The 15,384-nt window shown below is 66.1% G+C and carries 16 protein-coding genes and 1 pseudogene; 12 read left to right on the forward strand and 5 right to left on the reverse strand.

Features of this window, described 5'->3' with window-relative positions:
• Positions 1-85: 85 nt before the first annotated feature.
• Positions 86-1,027 (forward strand): class I SAM-dependent methyltransferase, encoded by a 942-nt coding sequence (locus H7I87_RS21185; RefSeq protein WP_023860639.1) that lies wholly within the window; start codon positions 86-88, stop codon positions 1,025-1,027.
• Positions 1,028-1,055: 28 nt separating this feature from the next.
• Here the strand turns inward: H7I87_RS21185 and H7I87_RS21190 are convergent.
• Positions 1,056-1,553: pseudogene (locus H7I87_RS21190) on the reverse strand (wax ester/triacylglycerol synthase domain-containing protein); the annotation flags it as partial.
• Positions 1,554-1,797: 244 nt separating this feature from the next.
• Between H7I87_RS21190 and H7I87_RS21195 the strand changes: the two are divergent.
• From H7I87_RS21195 to H7I87_RS29370, 3 genes are all read left to right on the forward strand, one after another.
• A complete protein-coding gene (locus H7I87_RS21195; protein ID WP_031344947.1) occupies positions 1,798-2,451 on the forward strand; it encodes a hypothetical protein in 654 nt (217 codons plus the stop codon).
• Between the two features lie 142 nt (positions 2,452-2,593).
• Positions 2,594-3,097, forward strand: coding sequence for a cytochrome c oxidase subunit 3 (locus tag H7I87_RS21200; RefSeq protein ID WP_224111257.1), 504 nt, complete (start codon positions 2,594-2,596; stop codon positions 3,095-3,097).
• Positions 3,067-3,612, forward strand: coding sequence for a helix-turn-helix domain-containing protein (locus H7I87_RS29370; RefSeq protein ID WP_504928662.1), 546 nt, complete (start codon positions 3,067-3,069; stop codon positions 3,610-3,612). Before H7I87_RS21200 ends, H7I87_RS29370 begins: the two co-directional genes overlap by 31 nt.
• On the opposite strand, the gene H7I87_RS29055 is transcribed toward H7I87_RS29370, so the two are convergent.
• Complete coding sequence (locus H7I87_RS29055) at positions 3,507-3,815, reverse strand: hypothetical protein (RefSeq protein WP_224111073.1); 309 nt, start codon at positions 3,813-3,815, stop codon at positions 3,507-3,509. The genes H7I87_RS29370 and H7I87_RS29055 overlap by 106 nt on opposite strands.
• Before the next feature lie 25 nt (positions 3,816-3,840).
• On the opposite strand from H7I87_RS29055, the gene H7I87_RS21220 reads away from it, so the two are divergent.
• The gene (locus H7I87_RS21220) at positions 3,841-4,065 is read left to right on the forward strand and encodes a hypothetical protein (protein ID WP_023862345.1); all 225 of its coding nucleotides are present in this window, start codon (positions 3,841-3,843) and stop codon (positions 4,063-4,065) included.
• A 72-nt stretch (positions 4,066-4,137) separates the two neighbouring features.
• Here H7I87_RS21220 and H7I87_RS21225 read toward each other — a convergent pair whose 3' ends face one another.
• Positions 4,138-4,440, reverse strand: coding sequence for a hypothetical protein (locus H7I87_RS21225; protein ID WP_023862346.1), 303 nt, complete (start codon positions 4,438-4,440; stop codon positions 4,138-4,140).
• 29 nt (positions 4,441-4,469) lie between these two features.
• Complete coding sequence (locus H7I87_RS21230; protein ID WP_031345000.1) at positions 4,470-5,972, reverse strand: class I adenylate-forming enzyme family protein; 1,503 nt, start codon at positions 5,970-5,972, stop codon at positions 4,470-4,472.
• Between the two features lie 172 nt (positions 5,973-6,144).
• On the opposite strand from H7I87_RS21230, the gene H7I87_RS21235 reads away from it, so the two are divergent.
• The 7 genes from H7I87_RS21235 (at position 6,145) to H7I87_RS21265 (ending at position 14,579) form a co-directional block, all read left to right on the forward strand.
• Positions 6,145-7,299 carry a thiolase family protein gene (locus tag H7I87_RS21235; protein WP_023862348.1) on the forward strand — a complete coding sequence of 385 codons (1,155 nt, stop codon included), beginning with the start codon at positions 6,145-6,147 and terminating at the stop codon, positions 7,297-7,299.
• A gap of 23 nt (positions 7,300-7,322) precedes the next feature.
• On the forward strand, positions 7,323-8,543 hold the full coding sequence (locus H7I87_RS21240) for a cytochrome P450 (RefSeq protein WP_023862349.1): 1,221 nt from the start codon (positions 7,323-7,325) through the stop codon (positions 8,541-8,543).
• Between the two features lie 25 nt (positions 8,544-8,568).
• Positions 8,569-10,059: a class I adenylate-forming enzyme family protein gene (locus tag H7I87_RS21245; protein ID WP_031345001.1), complete on the forward strand. Its 1,491-nt coding sequence runs from the start codon at positions 8,569-8,571 to the stop codon at positions 10,057-10,059.
• On the forward strand, positions 10,056-11,219 hold the full coding sequence (locus H7I87_RS21250; RefSeq protein ID WP_031345002.1) for an acyl-CoA dehydrogenase family protein: 1,164 nt from the start codon (positions 10,056-10,058) through the stop codon (positions 11,217-11,219). Before H7I87_RS21245 ends, H7I87_RS21250 begins: the two co-directional genes overlap by 4 nt.
• Before the next feature lie 109 nt (positions 11,220-11,328).
• Positions 11,329-12,462 carry an acyl-CoA dehydrogenase family protein gene (locus tag H7I87_RS21255; protein WP_033724992.1) on the forward strand — a complete coding sequence of 378 codons (1,134 nt, stop codon included), beginning with the start codon at positions 11,329-11,331 and terminating at the stop codon, positions 12,460-12,462.
• Entirely contained in the window at positions 12,459-13,652 is a 1,194-nt protein-coding gene (locus H7I87_RS21260) for an acetyl-CoA hydrolase/transferase C-terminal domain-containing protein (RefSeq protein ID WP_031345003.1), read from the forward strand. The genes H7I87_RS21255 and H7I87_RS21260 overlap by 4 nt, the downstream gene beginning before the upstream one ends.
• Before the next feature lie 15 nt (positions 13,653-13,667).
• A complete protein-coding gene (locus H7I87_RS21265; protein ID WP_023862352.1) occupies positions 13,668-14,579 on the forward strand; it encodes an SDR family NAD(P)-dependent oxidoreductase in 912 nt (303 codons plus the stop codon).
• Positions 14,580-14,592: 13 nt separating this feature from the next.
• Here H7I87_RS21265 and H7I87_RS21270 read toward each other — a convergent pair whose 3' ends face one another.
• A complete protein-coding gene (locus H7I87_RS21270) occupies positions 14,593-15,381 on the reverse strand; it encodes an SDR family NAD(P)-dependent oxidoreductase (RefSeq protein WP_023862353.1) in 789 nt (262 codons plus the stop codon).
• Positions 15,382-15,384: the final 3 nt, after the last annotated feature.

A 15,384-nucleotide genomic window follows, 5' to 3' on the forward strand; every position in this document is an offset into this window, starting at 1 on the left:
GTCGCCGGCTGCGCCGACCGTCATTTAATAAGCACAGCTAACTTTCGTGTAGGCTCGTTTCACCGAGAGCTGCGAAAGGGATCCGATGGCCAGAACTGACGATGACACTTGGGACATAAACGAGAGCGTCGGCGCCACCGCGCTCGGCGTTGCCGGTGGGCGGGCGAAGGAGACCCAGAGCGCCGATCCGCTGATCAGCGATCCCTACGCGAAACTGTTCCTCGAGGCGGCCGGCGACGGCATCTGGCGGGTTTACCTGGACGACGAACTGCCGGCCCAATTGGCTGATGTCGATCCACAATTCGAGGACCGGATGCAGGCGATGCTGGGTTACACGGCGTGCCGAACGAAGTTCTTCGACGACTACTTCCTGGCGGCGGCCGGCGACGGCATCCGGCAGGTCGTGATCCTAGCGGCCGGTCTGGACTCACGCGCGTGGCGGCTCGCCTGGCCTCCCGGATGCGTCGTCTACGAGATCGATCAGCCCAAGGTGCTGGAATTCAAGACCAGCACACTGGAATCTCATGCGGTCGACCCGGTTGCTTCCCACATCGGCGTCGGCATCGATCTGCGTCTGGACTGGCCGAAAGCCTTGACGGCGGCGGGGTTCGACGCATCGGTTCCAACGGCATGGTCGGCGGAGGGCCTGTTGCCGTATCTGACAGCCGACGCCCAGGACCTGCTGTTCGAGCGGATCCAGTCACTCAGCGCCCCCGGGAGCCGGGTCGCCGTCGAAGCGTTCACCAACGAGTTCTTCAGCGCAGAGAGTTTCGCGCGCCGTGAAAAGCAGACGGAACTGTATCGGAACGTCGCGGTCAAGCTGGGCGGCAAAGACATCACCGAGTCCGGCAACCTGCTCTACGAGGGGGAGCGCACGGAGGTCGTCGACTGGTTACGAGCGCACGGATGGTCCGTCACCTCGGCGACGAGCGCACACGATCTGATGGCCGCCAGCAACCGGGCCGCGCCCGCCGGCCTCGATGCCGCAATCCCGGAAAGCGTGTTCGTCGAAGCCCGACTGCACTGATGACACGCCTGCGGGGGTCGCGTGGGTAGTCGTCCCTGTCCGGCCACGAGGCGTCGGGAAAGTCCAGAGCGCGCGCAATCAAATTGGCAGAGGCGACGCCGTCGGCCAACGCGTGATGAACCTTCCCGATAATCGCGAACCGATTGTCCGCCATGCCCTCCACGAAGTGGAACTCCCACAACGGCTTACTGCGATCCAGTGCGGTGCTGGCGATTTCTCCGATCGCGGCATCGAGCTCGCGGCGACCCCCGGGAGCCCGGATCTGCAAGCGCCGGACGTGGTAGTCGAGGTCGATGTCGCAGTTCTCCAGCCACATTGCACGATGTAGACGGCGCGGGATGTCGACGGGTTGATAGCGCAGCGGTTCGAGAAGATGCAGTTTGCGCGCCAAGGCCCGACGGTAGTGGTCAAAGCCGAATTCGTCGGAATCCGACGCGTCGACGATGCCTATCTTCAGGGTGTGCTGAGGCAGGTTGGGAATCTCGTTATAGAGCAGGACGGCGTCCCAGCCCCCAAGCCTCTTCACCGCTCCCCCTCCCCTGCATCGGAGTCATCGTATTCGGGTACCCCGATGTGCCACGGATAACATCAAAACATTTAGCTACTTGTTCGTGGGCCTCTTTGGATCGCCCCGCTCGAGCCGACGGCCGTGACCAAGCGGGAGCCGGCACTGACCACACGGCTGCCGGTCCCGATCCGTCCGCTGAGATCGAGTCGCTCGGTGACGCAGAACGACGAGCGCTCGGTGTTTGCGACTGTAGGAGCGTGTCATGCACGTGAAGGTCGAGAAGTTAGCTGCCTGGTCGGGTATCGGCATGTTGTTCGCGTTTCTGGTGATGTTCTGGTTCATCGCCGGCGTCATCCCACCGATTGACCCCAGTGACACCGCAGCGCAGGTCGCCGCGAGATACACCCAGGACGGGCTGCGCATCCGAATCGGCTTGGCGTTGATGATTTTCTTCGCCTTCGCCTGGACCCCGTTCTGGGCGCTGCTGGCTCGGCAAGTGCGCAGGATCGAAGGCTATAGGGGCGTTATGTCGCTCACGCAGATCCTGCTCGGCGTGACCTTCCCGTTCGGTTTCTCGCTGTGCGCCATCTTCGCCGTCACTGCAGGTTATCGTCCGGAACGCAATCCCGATGTGACGCAAGCACTCAACGATGTGTTCTGGTTCATCTTCGTCGGGCTCGTCGGCCCGCTGATCACTCAGGTCGTGATCCTTGCGTTCGCCGTCCTGTTCGTCGACAAGCGCCCGGTGCCGAGCTTTCCGCGCTGGTTCGGCTACTTCAACATCTGGTACGCGGTTTTAGGGGTGCCTGGCTGCGCCGTTTACTTGTTCAAGACCGGACCGTTGGCGTGGAATGGGATCTTCGCCTTCTGGATCCCCTCACCGTGTTCTGCATCTGGCAAGTCATCGCCTCCGTGATGCTCGCCAAGGCCGTCGACGTCGAGGCCGCCGAGCGCGACAAGGCGGCGGCAGAACAGATACGGGAACCGGCGGCGTGAACCAGACGGCCCTAGGATCAGCTGGCGTCAGGAGGTCGAACGCGGCCGAAGCCGCTCGCCGAGTGCCCGGTGAACCAGGGGTGTGGATCTTTCTGTTCGGCGACATGGCGGTATTCGGAGTGTTCTTCGCCACCTTCATGTATCAGCGTTCGTTGGCACCGAAGCTGTTCGACGACTCGCGTCACACCAGGAGCATCGGCATCGGGCTAAACAACACGCTGGTCCTGCTGACCAGCTCATTGTTCGTGGTGACCGCGATGCGGGCGATTCGCTCGTCGCAACGCGGCCCAGCGCAACTCGCAGGTGCGCTGATCTGCGGCCTCGCGTTCGTCGGACTCAAGGCCGTCGAGTACGCCGCCAAGGTGTCCCAGGGCCACGTCCCCACCCAAAACAACTTCTGCCTCTACTACTTCATCCTCACCGGGCTGCACCTGTTCCATGTGCTGATCGGGGTCGCGGTGCTCATCCTGCTGTTCTTTCAGGGTCGACGCACCGAACTGAGCCCCACCCGAACGGGCCTCGTCGAAGGTGGCGCATGTTTCCGGCACCTCGTCGACCTATTGTAGATCGTTTTGTTCGCCCTTCTCTACCTGGTGAGCTGAGTGATGCCCCGTTCGCTTTTCAACGCCCGGTCGCCGTACGTCTGGCTGGCTCTGGTCTCCATCACGACCGTGTCGTGGGCGGTGGGCGCAGAACACGGTATCGGCTCGACGGTCGCCGTCGTCGTTCTCGCGCTGGCGATGATCAAAGTCCGATTCGTAGGCCTGGACTTCATGGAGTTGCGCACCGCACCACACATTCTGCGGGGAGTCTTCGAGGCATACTGTGCGGTCCTGTGGACGGTCCTCGCCGGTATGTACCTCTGGCTCTAGGGTTCGGCTCAGGCAGGTCACGGCCAACGAGTGCGACGAGGCAGCCCCCCCCCCCCCCCGGACTGTTGCAGGAGGCCGCCCGCGAAGTCTTCGCCGAGCGCGGCTACGAGGCCACCACGCGCGAAATCGCGTTGCGCGCAGGCGTATCACACAAGCTGATCTTCCGATACTTCGACAGTAAGGAGAACTGTTCTTCGACGCAGTCGTGACACCCTTGCTCGATGGCGTGGGCGGTCTGTACCAACGTTGGCTTGATGACCCCGTGCTCACGACAATGGACCACGACCGGTTGATCCGGCGTTTCACCACCGGCTTCTATGAGTTCGTAGCGGCGAATCGATCGATAGCTCGGGCGGTGGTCCATCTGTTCGCCAGCCGGCCGACCGCGGGCGAAGTCGAGCGGCTGCGCCACCAAAATCAGCGAAAGCTTGGCGCCGATGGTCGAGCCCGTCGACGAATACCTGGCATCCGAGGGGCTGCGGCACTCCTCACCTGCTCTGAAGCTGCGCCTGGCCATGCTATTCGTCGGCGTCGCGGCGGCCTTCCTTTCCATGACCTATGGCGACGACGAGGAGCTTCCGGAAGACAAAGACGTCATCGATGAGTTAGCGACAATGCTCTCTCGAGGCGTGCAACCCGGCGGGCCCGAGAAGCCGAACTAGCGGCACGAACGCGGCGTCGGGACCGAGGGCGATCCAAACGCCGACGTCACCAGCCAGGGGCGTTTGTGGCTGTCAGTCACTGGCCGGCAGCGGCTTAGCCTCTTTGAGTACCAGCGGCGTCGCGCCGACGCTGAGTGACCCGGCGCCGGCCTTGGTGACCAGCACCTCGGCGCCACCGTCGTCGACGTAGCGCTTGCCCATCGTGCTGCCCTCGGCGAAGGCCGGGTCGGGCGCGGCGTCGGCGGACCGCTCGGCGCCGAGCGGCACCATCGGATGCCCACCGCAACGCAGATCGTCCAGACTCTCGGCGGCCTTGACGACGATCACCTGAGTGTCACACACCTGGCTCTGCAGGCGTGTGCCGGTCTTGATCATGTCGACTCCTTGCTGTCTCGAGGGTGGTTTCAGTGCTCGGCAGTCGCCGGCTTGAGGTCTTCGAGAATCGTGCGGCGCAGCACCTTGCCGGTCGGCGTGGTCGGCAGCTCGTCCCGAAACACGATGCGATCGGGTGTCCGAGAGCCACGCAGCCTGCTGCGGACGAACTCGCGCAGCCCCTCGGAGGTGGGCGCGGCGCCGGGCTCGGGAACGATCACCGCGACGATGATTTGACCCCATTCGGCGTCGTCCAGACCGACGACGACGACGTCGCGGACGTCCGGATGCTCAACCAGCACATCCTCGACCTCCGACGGGGCAATGTTCTCGCCGCCCCGGATGATGGTGTCGTCGGATCGCCCACCGATGAACAAGTAGCCGTCGTCATCGAGCATCGCAATGTCTTTGGTCGGGAACCAGCCCTCCGCGTCGAGGACTGAACCGATTTCGGCGTAGCGGCCCGATACCTGGGAGCCGCGCACGAAAAGCTCTCCCGTCTGGTCCGGACCGAGCACCGACCCGTCTTCCGCGCGAATCTGTACTTCGATGCCCGGAACGGGGCGACCGACCGACGTCAGTCGACGGGCGACGGCCTCGTCGTCCCCCGCCTCGTGGGCCAGGCGATGGTCCTCGGGTGTGAGCACTGCAATGGTCGAACTGGTCTCGGTCAGCCCGTAGGCGTTGACGAAGCCGACGTGCGGCAGCAGCTCGAGCGCCCGCCGGACCAGGGGCCGTGCCACCTTCGATCCGCCGTAGGCGAAGGTGCGCAACGTCGGAAGCTCGGCCGACTGCTCCTCGAGGACCGCGACGATGCGGGCCAGCATGGTCGGCACCACGGTGGCCGTGGTGATCCGCTCGTCGCGAACCAGCCGCACCCATTCGTGCGGGTCGAACAGGCGTAAGTACACGATCGCCCGTCCGGCGTACAGGTTTGACAATGCGGCCCCGACCCCCGCGATGTGATAGGGCGGCACGCACACCAGCGCCGCGTCGGCAGGATCGGCGGAACCGAACTCGACAGTGCCGGTGACGTAACTGGTGAGGTTATTGTGAGTCAGCTCAACGGCTTTAGGACGCGACGTGGTACCCGAGGTGAACAGCACCACCGCCACGTCGTCCGGGTCGGCGAACGCCGCGACGCGCTCGGTGGATCGCGCGGCCTCGATGAACTCCTCCGATGTCATCACCCGTTTGATGGAACCGGCCACGACGTCGCGGTACTCGCCGTCGACCACGACCAACGGATCGGGCAGCCGGTCGATGAGTTCGCGCAGCCCGTCCACGCTCAGCCGGTAGTTCAGCGGCGTGAACGCCGTATTTGCGCGCGCCGCCGAGAACAGTAGCAGGGGGAGCAGCACGCCCCCAGTGCCCACATAGGCAACGTGGGATGCCCCGGATGCGGCGACCACGCCCGCGCCGCCGTCAGCGAGATCGCTCAGCTCGGCAGTGGTCAAACGGATATCACCGTCCACCACGGCAGCCCGGTCGGGATCACCCGACGCCGCCATCTCCAGAAGCAACGAAATACTCAACGCCCCTCAGCCTCCACCTGCGAACTGACGCCCCAACGCCGTCACTGCACGGCGACCCGATTCTAGACCCGCGCCTACTAATCAGATATATAGTTATAGACTTAGTGATATCTGAGTCAACGCGCACTCCTGTCGCCGACGTTCGACAGTGACGCATGCTGAAGGGAACGCAATGAGCAGCACGCCCGATATCGCGATCATCGGCGTCGGCCTTCATCCGTTCGGTCGGTACGAGGACCGGTCGGCGCTGGAGATGGGCGCGGTGGCGATCAGTCGGGCGCTACGCGATGCCGGAGTCCAATGGTCCGACGTGGGCAGTCTCTACGCGGGCAGCCTCGAGGTCGCCAATCCCGAGGCGGTGACCGGCTTGGCCGGCATGACGGGCGTCCCGGCGCGCGCGACACTCAGCGGATGCGCCACAGGGAACTCTCTGTTGACTCTCGCCGCGCGAGACGTCCAACTCGGCGAGGCCGACATTGCAGTCGGCGTCGGCCTGGACAAGCATCCGCGCGGCGCGTTCGGCGCCGACCCGTCGGTGTCGGGGCTGCCCCAGTGGTACGGCGATCAGGGCATGTTCCTGACGACGCACTACTTCGGCAGCAAGATCATGCGCTACATGCACGATCACGGCATCACCGAGCAGACCCTGGCCCGCGTGGCCGCCAAGAACTTCGACAACGGGGCGTTGACCCCACATGCGTGGCGCCGCAAGCCGATGAGTGTCGACACAATATTAGCCTCACCGATCGTGAATGCCCCGTTGCGCCAATACATGTACTGCAACCCCAACGAGGGCGCCGCCGCGGTGGTGGTGTGCCGCGCCGAGGTGGCCAAGCAATACACCGACACCCCGATCTACCTCCGGGCTACTGCGCTGCGTAGCCGCCGCGAGGGCGCCTACGAGCTGTTGCGGACCTCGATCGAGCTGCCGGTAGTGCCGGGCACCACCGTAGAGGCCGCCCGCGCCGCGTACGAGTTGGCCGGCATCGGCCCCGAGGACGTCGACGTCGCGCAACTGCAGGACACCGACTCCGGGTCCGAGATCATCCACATGGCCGAGACGGGACTGTGCAAGGACGGAGAACAGGAGGCGCTGCTCGCCGACGGCGCCACCACGATCGGAGGGCGGCTGCCGATCAACACCGACGGCGGTCTGCTGGCCAACGGAGAACCGGTCGGCGCATCCGGGCTGCGCCAAGTCTACGAATTAGTTCAGCAATTGCGTGGCCGCGCGGGTGAACGCCAGGTGCCGAACGACCCTCGGGTCGGCCTCGCCCAGCTATACGGGGCACCCGGTACGGCAGCCGTCGCCATCCTGTCCAAATAGCGTTATCGAAGGGAGTACTGCCGATGACCGACACCCAGGCGGAATCGCGCCCGCGCGCCAAGGTCGACCTCGACCACCACTCACCCGCCTTTCGCGAGGACCCCTACGGCCGCTTCCGCGAGATGCGCGAAGCAGGGTGCCCCGTCGCATATTCCGACCACTACGAGGGCTTCTGGGCGCTGGTCGATTACGCGTCCGTGTTCGAGGCGGCCCGCAACGACGACCTGTTCAACTCCTACCCGTCGGTAGGCGTGCCGGCCAGTGAACTGCCGTTGCCGATCCTGCCGATCGAATCGGATCCACCGGAGACCCAAGAATTGCGCGAGATTACCCTCAAGCGGTTCTCGCCGGGTTCGGCGGAACGATTTCGCGAGTCCGCCATCGAGATGACCGATGACGCTATCGATGCCTTCATCGAGCGCGGCGAGTGCGACATCGTCGGTGAGCTGACGACGCCACTGCCGGCGCGGTTGATCCTACGGCTGTTGAACTTCGACGAATCGCGATTCATGGACTGGGTCGGCTGGGTGCACACCACGGTGCACGACCGCGCGCACGATCCGGAGAAGGCCGCCATCGCCGGGATGGAGATGTTCAGCGAGATCGGCAAGCACATGGAGCAGCGCCGCGCCGAGGGCCTCGGCGACGACCTGTTCAGCGACATCCTGCGCGGGACGCTCAATGGCAAACCGCTCGACGATGGGCAGATCACCATGTACACCGTGCTGATGATGCTCGGGGGCATGGACACCACGAGTGGCTTCACCGGCAATGTGCTGTTACGGCTGTGCCAGGACGCCGACCTGCGAGCGAAATTCATTGCCGATCCGAGCCTGGTGAAGAAGTCCACCGACGAGCTGCTGCGCCTGTACACGCCGACTCTCGGTCTGGCGCGCACCGTCTCGCGCAACGCCGACTTCCACGGCCAGCACCTGTGCCAGGGCGACCGCGCGATCCTGATGTGGGCGGCGGCCAACCGCGACCCGGCGATGTTCGAGAACCCCGACGAACTCGACCTCGACCGCCCGAACGCAAAAAAGCACATGGCGTTCGGTGTCGGCATGCACCGCTGCTTGGGCTCACACTACGCCAAGTTGATGTTCGACGTGATGGTCACTCGGGTGCTCGAGCGATTGCCCGACTTCCAGCTGGCCGGAGAGCCGAAGCTGTTCGAGGACGCGGGCGAGGTGTACGCCGTGCGTGAGCTGCCGGTCAAGTTCACGCCCGGCCCACGGGTGGGCTGACGGCCGGCCGAGACGGGAGAACGCGGTGACGGCTGGCACCATCGCCGGGCTGCTGGATGAATGCGCCGCGGGGCGACCGACTCGTCCATTGCTGCGCGACGTCGCCGGCGAGACGCTCACCGTGTCGCAGGTAGCCGAGCTGGCGTCGGCCGCCGCAGGCTGGTTGGCAGATGCCGGTGTGCGACCGGGTATGACGGTCGCCTGGCAGCTGCCCTCCCACGTCAACGCGGCCCTGGTGATGCTCGCCCTGGCCCGCATGCCCGTGGTGCAGGCACCAGTCCTGCACCTCTATCGTCGCCGGGAGGTGTGCGCGGCAGTCGATGTTGCAAACGCCGACATCCTCCTGGTCGACGAGTCGACGGCCGCCAATACCGTACCGGGGATCCCTACCGTCACGGTGCCTTGCGACTTCGTCCGTAAGCTCCAGACCTCGCCGGTGGCAGGCGCTGGGCACGAGGCATCCCACTCCCCGGGCGACCCCCGCTGGGTGTACTTCACGTCGGGCACCACCGGTCGCCCGAAGGCCGTCCGCCACACTGACGCCACCCTGCTCAGCGCGGCTCGCGGCTACACCGCCCATCTCGGCGTGGGCACCCACCCTCGGGAAGTCGGGACGATCGCCTTTCCCATCGCCCACATCGGCGGCATGGTCTATCTCGCCACCGCTCTGCTCGGCGACTTTCCGGTGGTGCTCATCCCCAAAGTCTCCGCCGACGACCTGCCCCGCGTGCTTGCCGAGCACCGGGTGACGGTGACCGGAGCAAGCACCGCGTTCTACCAGATGCTTCTCACCGCCCAATTCGCCGCGCCGACAACCGAGTTGCTGGTGCCGTCGCTGCGGATGCTGATCGGCGGGGGTGCCGCGTGCCCGCCCGAGGTGCACAAGCAGGTACGCGAGCACCTCGGCATCCCCATCGTGCACGCCTACGGGATGACCGAGGCGCCCATGATCTGCGTCAGTGAGGCCACCGACACCGATGAGCAACTGGCCAACAGCGCGGGCCGGCCCATCCCCGGATCGCAAGTGCGGATCGCTGCCAACGGTGAGATCGAGCTGCGCGGCACCAACCTGACACCGGGATACCTGCAACACGAACAGTGGGCTGACGCGCTCACCGCGGACGGCTGGTTCCGTAGCGGCGACCGAGGCTACCTTCGCCCCGACGGGCGCATCGTCGTCACGGGCCGCATCAAGGATCTGATCATCCGAAAGGGCGAGAACGTCGCCCCCGACGAGATCGAGAACGAACTGCTGGCCCACCCCCTGGTCGACGAAATCGCCGTGCTGGGCCAGCCCGACGAACTGCGTGGTGAGCTGGTGTGTGCCGTCGTGCGCCGTTCACCTCGCCATCGGGACGTCACCCTCGATGAGTTGTGCACGTTTCTCGACCAGCGCGGACTGATGAAGCAGAAGTGGCCCGAGCGGCTCGTGCTCGTCGACGAGTTCCCGCTGACGGGGCTCGGCAAGGTCGCCAAGTCCGAGCTCGCCCGGCAGATCTCAGGAGGAACCCGGTGACGGCGTTGTCCGCTGACGAACGTCAGGAGCTCGCGCAGTCGGTGCGCTCCGCCTGTGAACGACTGGCATCCGAGCCCCGAGTGCGCGCTGTCGCGTACGGCGAGGGAGACCGCGGCGAGGAAGCCAAGCATTCCGGCTTCGACTCGGCGCTGTGGGACGTTCTGTGCAACCAGGTCGGGGTCGCCGCCATCGCGCTACCCGAACACCTCGGCGGCGCGGGCTATGGCCCGGCCGCGTTAGGCGTGGTCGCCCACGAACTCGGCCGCGCACTGGCCCCGGTGCCATTCGTCAGCTCCGCTGTCCTAGCCACTGGCCTGCTGATGGCGCTGACCGAGAACGACCCCGATGCCGACAAGCGACTCACCGGACTCATCGAAGGCCGCCGTACCGCCGCTGCAGCGTTGACTGGCGACGGCGGCCTGTGGCGGCCGTCCGCGGTTACGCTGCGCGCCGCCCCCGCCGGGGACGACTGGAGGGTCGACGGCACGGTGCGCCATGTGCTCGGTGGTTCCGCTGCCGACGACCTCATCGTCGCCGCCATCTCAGAGAATGGCGAGCCGGCGCTATTCTTGCTCGACCCCACCGTCGACGGCGTCGTCGCCGAGGCCGAGCGCGTACTCGACCACACCAGACCGATGGCCACCATCACGCTGAGCTCCGCACCGGCACTGCGGTTGAGCGGCGACCGCCCGCTTGGTGATGTCGTCGACCGCAACGTCGACGTGGCACTAGCCGTGCTGTCCGCCGAACAGGTCGGCGCGTGCGAGCGGGTGCTCGAGATCGCCACCGATTACGCGCGCACTCGCGAGCAGTTCGGACGTAGGATCGGCAGCTTCCAGGCCATCAAACACAAATGCGCCGACATGCTCGTCGATCTCGAATGGGCGCGATCGGCCTCGGAGGCGGCCCTGGAAGCACTCGACGATCCGGATTCCGCGACAGCCGGCGAGTCGGACTGGCGGGCGAGCATGGCCAAAGCGGTGTGCTCCGAGGCGCTGCGCAACGCGGCAAAAGCGAACATCCAGATCCACGGTGGCATCGGTTTCACCTGGGAGGATTCCGCGCATCTGTACTTCCGGCGCGCCCGCACGGACGAGGTCGTCCTCGGCACTCCGGGCCAGCACTGGGACCGGCTGTCGTCGCTGGCCAAGTTGTTGTAGGCGCGGCCCGAATCGCCAGAACCTGCCTTGCCCGCCTTTCCGGCGGACGACTAGACTCGAGCCCGAAATAACTAAATGTTTTTATAATTTAGCCCTATTGGAGTGACCGGTGACGGCTTCCCCTGACGTCGACGCGCTACGCGCGGAGATCCGCTCCTTCCTGGACAACGCACCGCGGCCGGCCGGTCTGCGGAACTACGGGCCCACGCCCACCGCGGACGACGTCGAACCGGGCCGGATCTGGCACCGCTACCTGGCCGACCACGGCTACGCCTGCCTGCACTGGCCGCGCGAGTACGGCGGTGCCGCAGCGACAGTGACGTACCAGGCCGTCTTCGCCGAAGAGTGCGCGCGAGCCGACGTGCCCCGTCAGCTCAACATCACCGGCGCCGACCTGGTCGGACCGGTGCTGATCAAGTTCGGCAGCCAGCAGCAGAAGGATCGCTACCTGGAGCCGATCAGGCTGGGCGACGACGTCTGGTGTCAGCTCTTCTCCGAGCCCGGCGCCGGATCAGACCTCGCCGGTGTGCGTACCCGTGCCGAGCGCACCGCGACCGGTTGGCGAATCGATGGCCAGAAGGTGTGGAGTTCGGCGGCAGCCTCGGCCCGCTTCGGGCTGCTGCTCGCCCGCACGGGCCCGGACAAGCACCGTGGCTTGTCGATGTTCGTCGTGCCCATGGATATCCCCGGGGTGACGGTGCGCCCGCTGACGCAGATGGACGGTGAAAGCAAGTTCAACGAAGTCTTCTTCGACGGCGCCGAACTCGACGAAGGGGCCCTGATCGGCGACGTCGGTCAGGGCTGGACGGTGGCGATGGTGACGCTGGGCCGTGAGCGCCTGACGTTGGGTTCGCAGGCGGTATCGATGTTCCGGTTGCACGAGCGCATGGTCGAGGCGGCCCGCGACCACGACCTGCTCGACCCGGTGCTGTCGAGGTCGATGACCCGGTTGTGGGCCAGGATGTGGCTGCTACGCTACACCTGGCAGCGCGCCATCGACTCGGGCGACCTGACATCGCCGGCCTTCTCGGTGCTCAAGCTGATGACCTCGGAGACCGACCAGGACCTGGGCGATATGGCTACCGACGTACTCGGTACCGATGCGTGCACCGACCCGCAGGACGACGAGTTGGTGCACCACATGCTGGTCGGACGGGCGCAGACGATTCTCGGCGGCACCAGCGAAATTCAGCGCAATATCCTCGGTGAGCGGGTGCTCGGGCTTCCCAAAGAACCGCGATGACAGAACCTCTGACCGCGGCAGGTCTCACCGCCGCGCTGCGCGCCGCGCTGCGTCCCGGAATGACGGTAGCCCTCGGCGACGGCGTGGGCGCGCTGCGGTGTCTCGATGACGGCGGGTCCGTCGGCGCGGCGCTGAGCGTCGCGGCCAGGGAGGTCGGCTCGGTGCGGCTGATGCTGGGCTGGCTGCCCGCCCCGGTGGATGGCCTCGATGCCGACGCGTTCGCTGAGGTGGTCGCGTTGATGCCCGGATGGGGCGTGCGTGAGGTACTGCGTAGCCCGAAGGCGCGGTTCCTGCCGACCCGGCTCGCCGCGATCCCCGCCTTGCTGGCTGATGTGCTGCGGCCCGACGTGCTGCTCACCCGGGTGGTGCGTCGGGATGGGTTGCTGCAGTTCGGCACCGAGGTGTCTTGGCAGCGCGAGTTAATCGACGGCGGCACAAAGACTCTCGCCATCCTCGATACCTCGTCTCCCGCGGCGGATGCAGGGCCTGCACTCGACCCGTCCGGCATCGAGGTGCTTGGCACTGTGGGGAGCGGACCGGTGCGAGTACCGCAGCGCGAGCCGGAGGCGATCCACGACGCACTCGCCGATGCGGTACTGCAGTTAATCCCGCAAGGCGCCAGCATCCAGTACGGGCCTGGGCTCCTCGGCACCGCACTGCTGCGACGGACCCAGGTGCCGTTGCGCGTCGACACCGGATTACTCACCGATGCCGTGGTCGACCTCGACCGGCGAGGCCTGCTGGTGGGGACCCCGTCAGCGACGTATTTACTGGGTAGCGAGTCGCTCTACGACTGGGCCGACGGTCGGCCGGTTCTTCGCGGACTGGACTACACCCACAACCTCTCCCGGCTGTCGCGCGGCGCACCACTGGTGGCAGTGAACACCGCCATCGAGATCGACCAGTACGGACAAATCAACGTCGAAGGGGTGCGGGACAAGGTGATCGGCGGCATCGGTGGTCACCCCGACTATTGCGCCGCCGCCCGACTGAGTAGCGGCGGACTGTCGATCATCGCCGTGCCGACACGGGTGAACGGAAGCTCACCCTTGGTCGAGCAGCTCAGCCGGCCCGTGTCCACACCCGCCCACGACGTAGACCTGATCGTCACCGAGTCCGGACACGTCGACCTGCGCGCAGCAGACTGGTCACAACGCAGGGCGCTCATCGCCGAATTGTTCGCAGCATGAAGGAGATCACGCGCAATGGCTGAAAATCCCCTGACTGGCAAGGTTGTCTTGGTGACGGGCGGTGGTCGAGGAATCGGCCGTGCCCACTGCCTCGAGCTAGCCAGGCAAGGCGCCGCCGTGGTCGTCAACGACCCGGGTGTCGGTCGAGACGGTTCCGGCGGTGACGGGGAAGGTCCCGCGGCCGACGTCGTCGCCGAGGTCGAGGCGTCCGGCGGCAAGGCCGTCGCACACACGGGTTCGGTGTCGGCCTGGGACGACGTCGCCGACATGATCGCCACCGCCGTCGACACTTTCGGCTACCTGACCGGCGTGGTGAACAACGCAGGAATCCTGCGTGATTCCATGGTGGCCTCCTCCAGCGAGGCTGATTGGGACGCCGTCATCGCTGTACACCTCAAGGGCACCTTCGCCGTCACCCGACACGCTTGCGAGTACTGGCGCGCTCAGTCCAAGGCGGGCAATCCGATCGATGCCCACATCGTCAATACGGTGTCCGGCGCGGGTTTGTGGGGCAATGTCGGGCAGAGCGCGTACGGAGCGGCCAAGGCCGCGATCGCCAACCTCACGCTCGTCACCGCGATGGAGGCACAGCGTTACGGCGTTGCGGTCAATGCGATCTCGCCACTGGCGAGATCGCGGATGACGGCCGACGTGTTCGCTGCGCGTGCTGATGATCCCGCGCTTGACCCTGCCCGCAGCTCCGCGGTGGTGGCCTGGCTCCAATCTGCGCAGTCGTCTTGGCTGACCGGGCAGATCCTACGCATCAACGGCGCCAAGCTCACCCGTATCGAAGGGTTTACCGAAGCGCCCGGCGCTTACTACGCTAAAGATGGCGCCGGCCTGACCTTTCCCGAAATCGGGCAGGCCGTGAGCTGGCTGTACGGAACCTCTCCCCGCGGACTGGCCGGGCCGCTGCCGACGTCCTGAACGCCGGAGGAGATTACGGCGCCCCGCCGTCGGCATAGATGGTCTGTCCGGTGACGAACGCGCAGATGTCCGACAGCAAGAAGGCGATCAGCGCGCCGATCTCGTCCGGCTGACCGGGGCGACCGAGCGCGGCGTCGAAACCGAAGTCCTCCACCAGCGCCCGCTCGAGCGCCTCGTCGTAGGGATAGCCTTTGCTTTCGGCCACGTATCCGCGGATGGCATGCAGCGCATCGGTTTCCACGGCGCCCGGGGCAACGCTGTTCGCCCGGATACCCGACTTCCCGTGGGTGCGTGCGATGCCCCGGGTGAACGTGGCAACGGCCGCCTTGAGGCTCGCATACGGCAGACGTGGCTCGTGCGGCGAGCGTGCCGAGTACGCGGCGGTGGTCACGATCGCGCCGCCGTTGACCGCGAGGTGCGGGAGCGCTGCCTGCACGCTGCGGGTGGTCGCCAACAGGACGTCGTGAAACGCGGTGTCCCAGGCTTCGTCGTCGGAGTCGATCGGCATCATCCCCGCGGTCCCCATCGTGATGGCGATACCGTCGAGCCGGCCGAGTATCCGGACGGCTTCGTCGACGGCTGCCACCGCCGCACCGGGCTGACTCACGTCGGAGGCCACGGCATGCGCCGAGGCCGCACCAGCGGCGATCAGTTCTTCGGCGGCGTTCTTGCCCCGGTCTGCGTCACGACCGACCAGCACGATGGACGCACCCTCGCGAGCCAGCGCGCGCGCTGCCGCCAGTCCCATACCGGCCGTTCCGCCGACGATCACATAACCCTTGCCGCGTACTCCCAGATCCAACGC

Origin of the sequence: Mycobacterium timonense (genome assembly GCF_025821985.1) — a bacterium.
Lineage (GTDB): Bacteria > Actinomycetota > Actinomycetes > Mycobacteriales > Mycobacteriaceae > Mycobacterium > Mycobacterium avium.

What these genes read in the sequence shown, in the direction of transcription:
- H7I87_RS21185 (WP_023860639.1), top strand. Translation starts at nt 86, where the DNA reads ATGGCCAGAACTGACGATGACACTTGGGACATAAACGAGAGCGTCGGC.
- H7I87_RS21195 (WP_031344947.1), top strand. Translation starts at nt 1,798, where the DNA reads ATGCACGTGAAGGTCGAGAAGTTAGCTGCCTGGTCGGGTATCGGCATG.
- H7I87_RS29370 (WP_504928662.1), top strand. Translation starts at nt 3,067, where the DNA reads ATGTTTCCGGCACCTCGTCGACCTATTGTAGATCGTTTTGTTCGCCCT.
- H7I87_RS21220 (WP_023862345.1), top strand. Translation starts at nt 3,841, where the DNA reads ATGGTCGAGCCCGTCGACGAATACCTGGCATCCGAGGGGCTGCGGCAC.
- H7I87_RS21225 (WP_023862346.1), bottom strand. Translation starts at nt 4,440, where the DNA reads ATGATCAAGACCGGCACACGCCTGCAGAGCCAGGTGTGTGACACTCAG.
- H7I87_RS21235 (WP_023862348.1), top strand. Translation starts at nt 6,145, where the DNA reads ATGAGCAGCACGCCCGATATCGCGATCATCGGCGTCGGCCTTCATCCG.
- H7I87_RS21240 (WP_023862349.1), top strand. Translation starts at nt 7,323, where the DNA reads ATGACCGACACCCAGGCGGAATCGCGCCCGCGCGCCAAGGTCGACCTC.
- H7I87_RS21260 (WP_031345003.1), top strand. Translation starts at nt 12,459, where the DNA reads ATGACAGAACCTCTGACCGCGGCAGGTCTCACCGCCGCGCTGCGCGCC.
- H7I87_RS21265 (WP_023862352.1), top strand. Translation starts at nt 13,668, where the DNA reads ATGGCTGAAAATCCCCTGACTGGCAAGGTTGTCTTGGTGACGGGCGGT.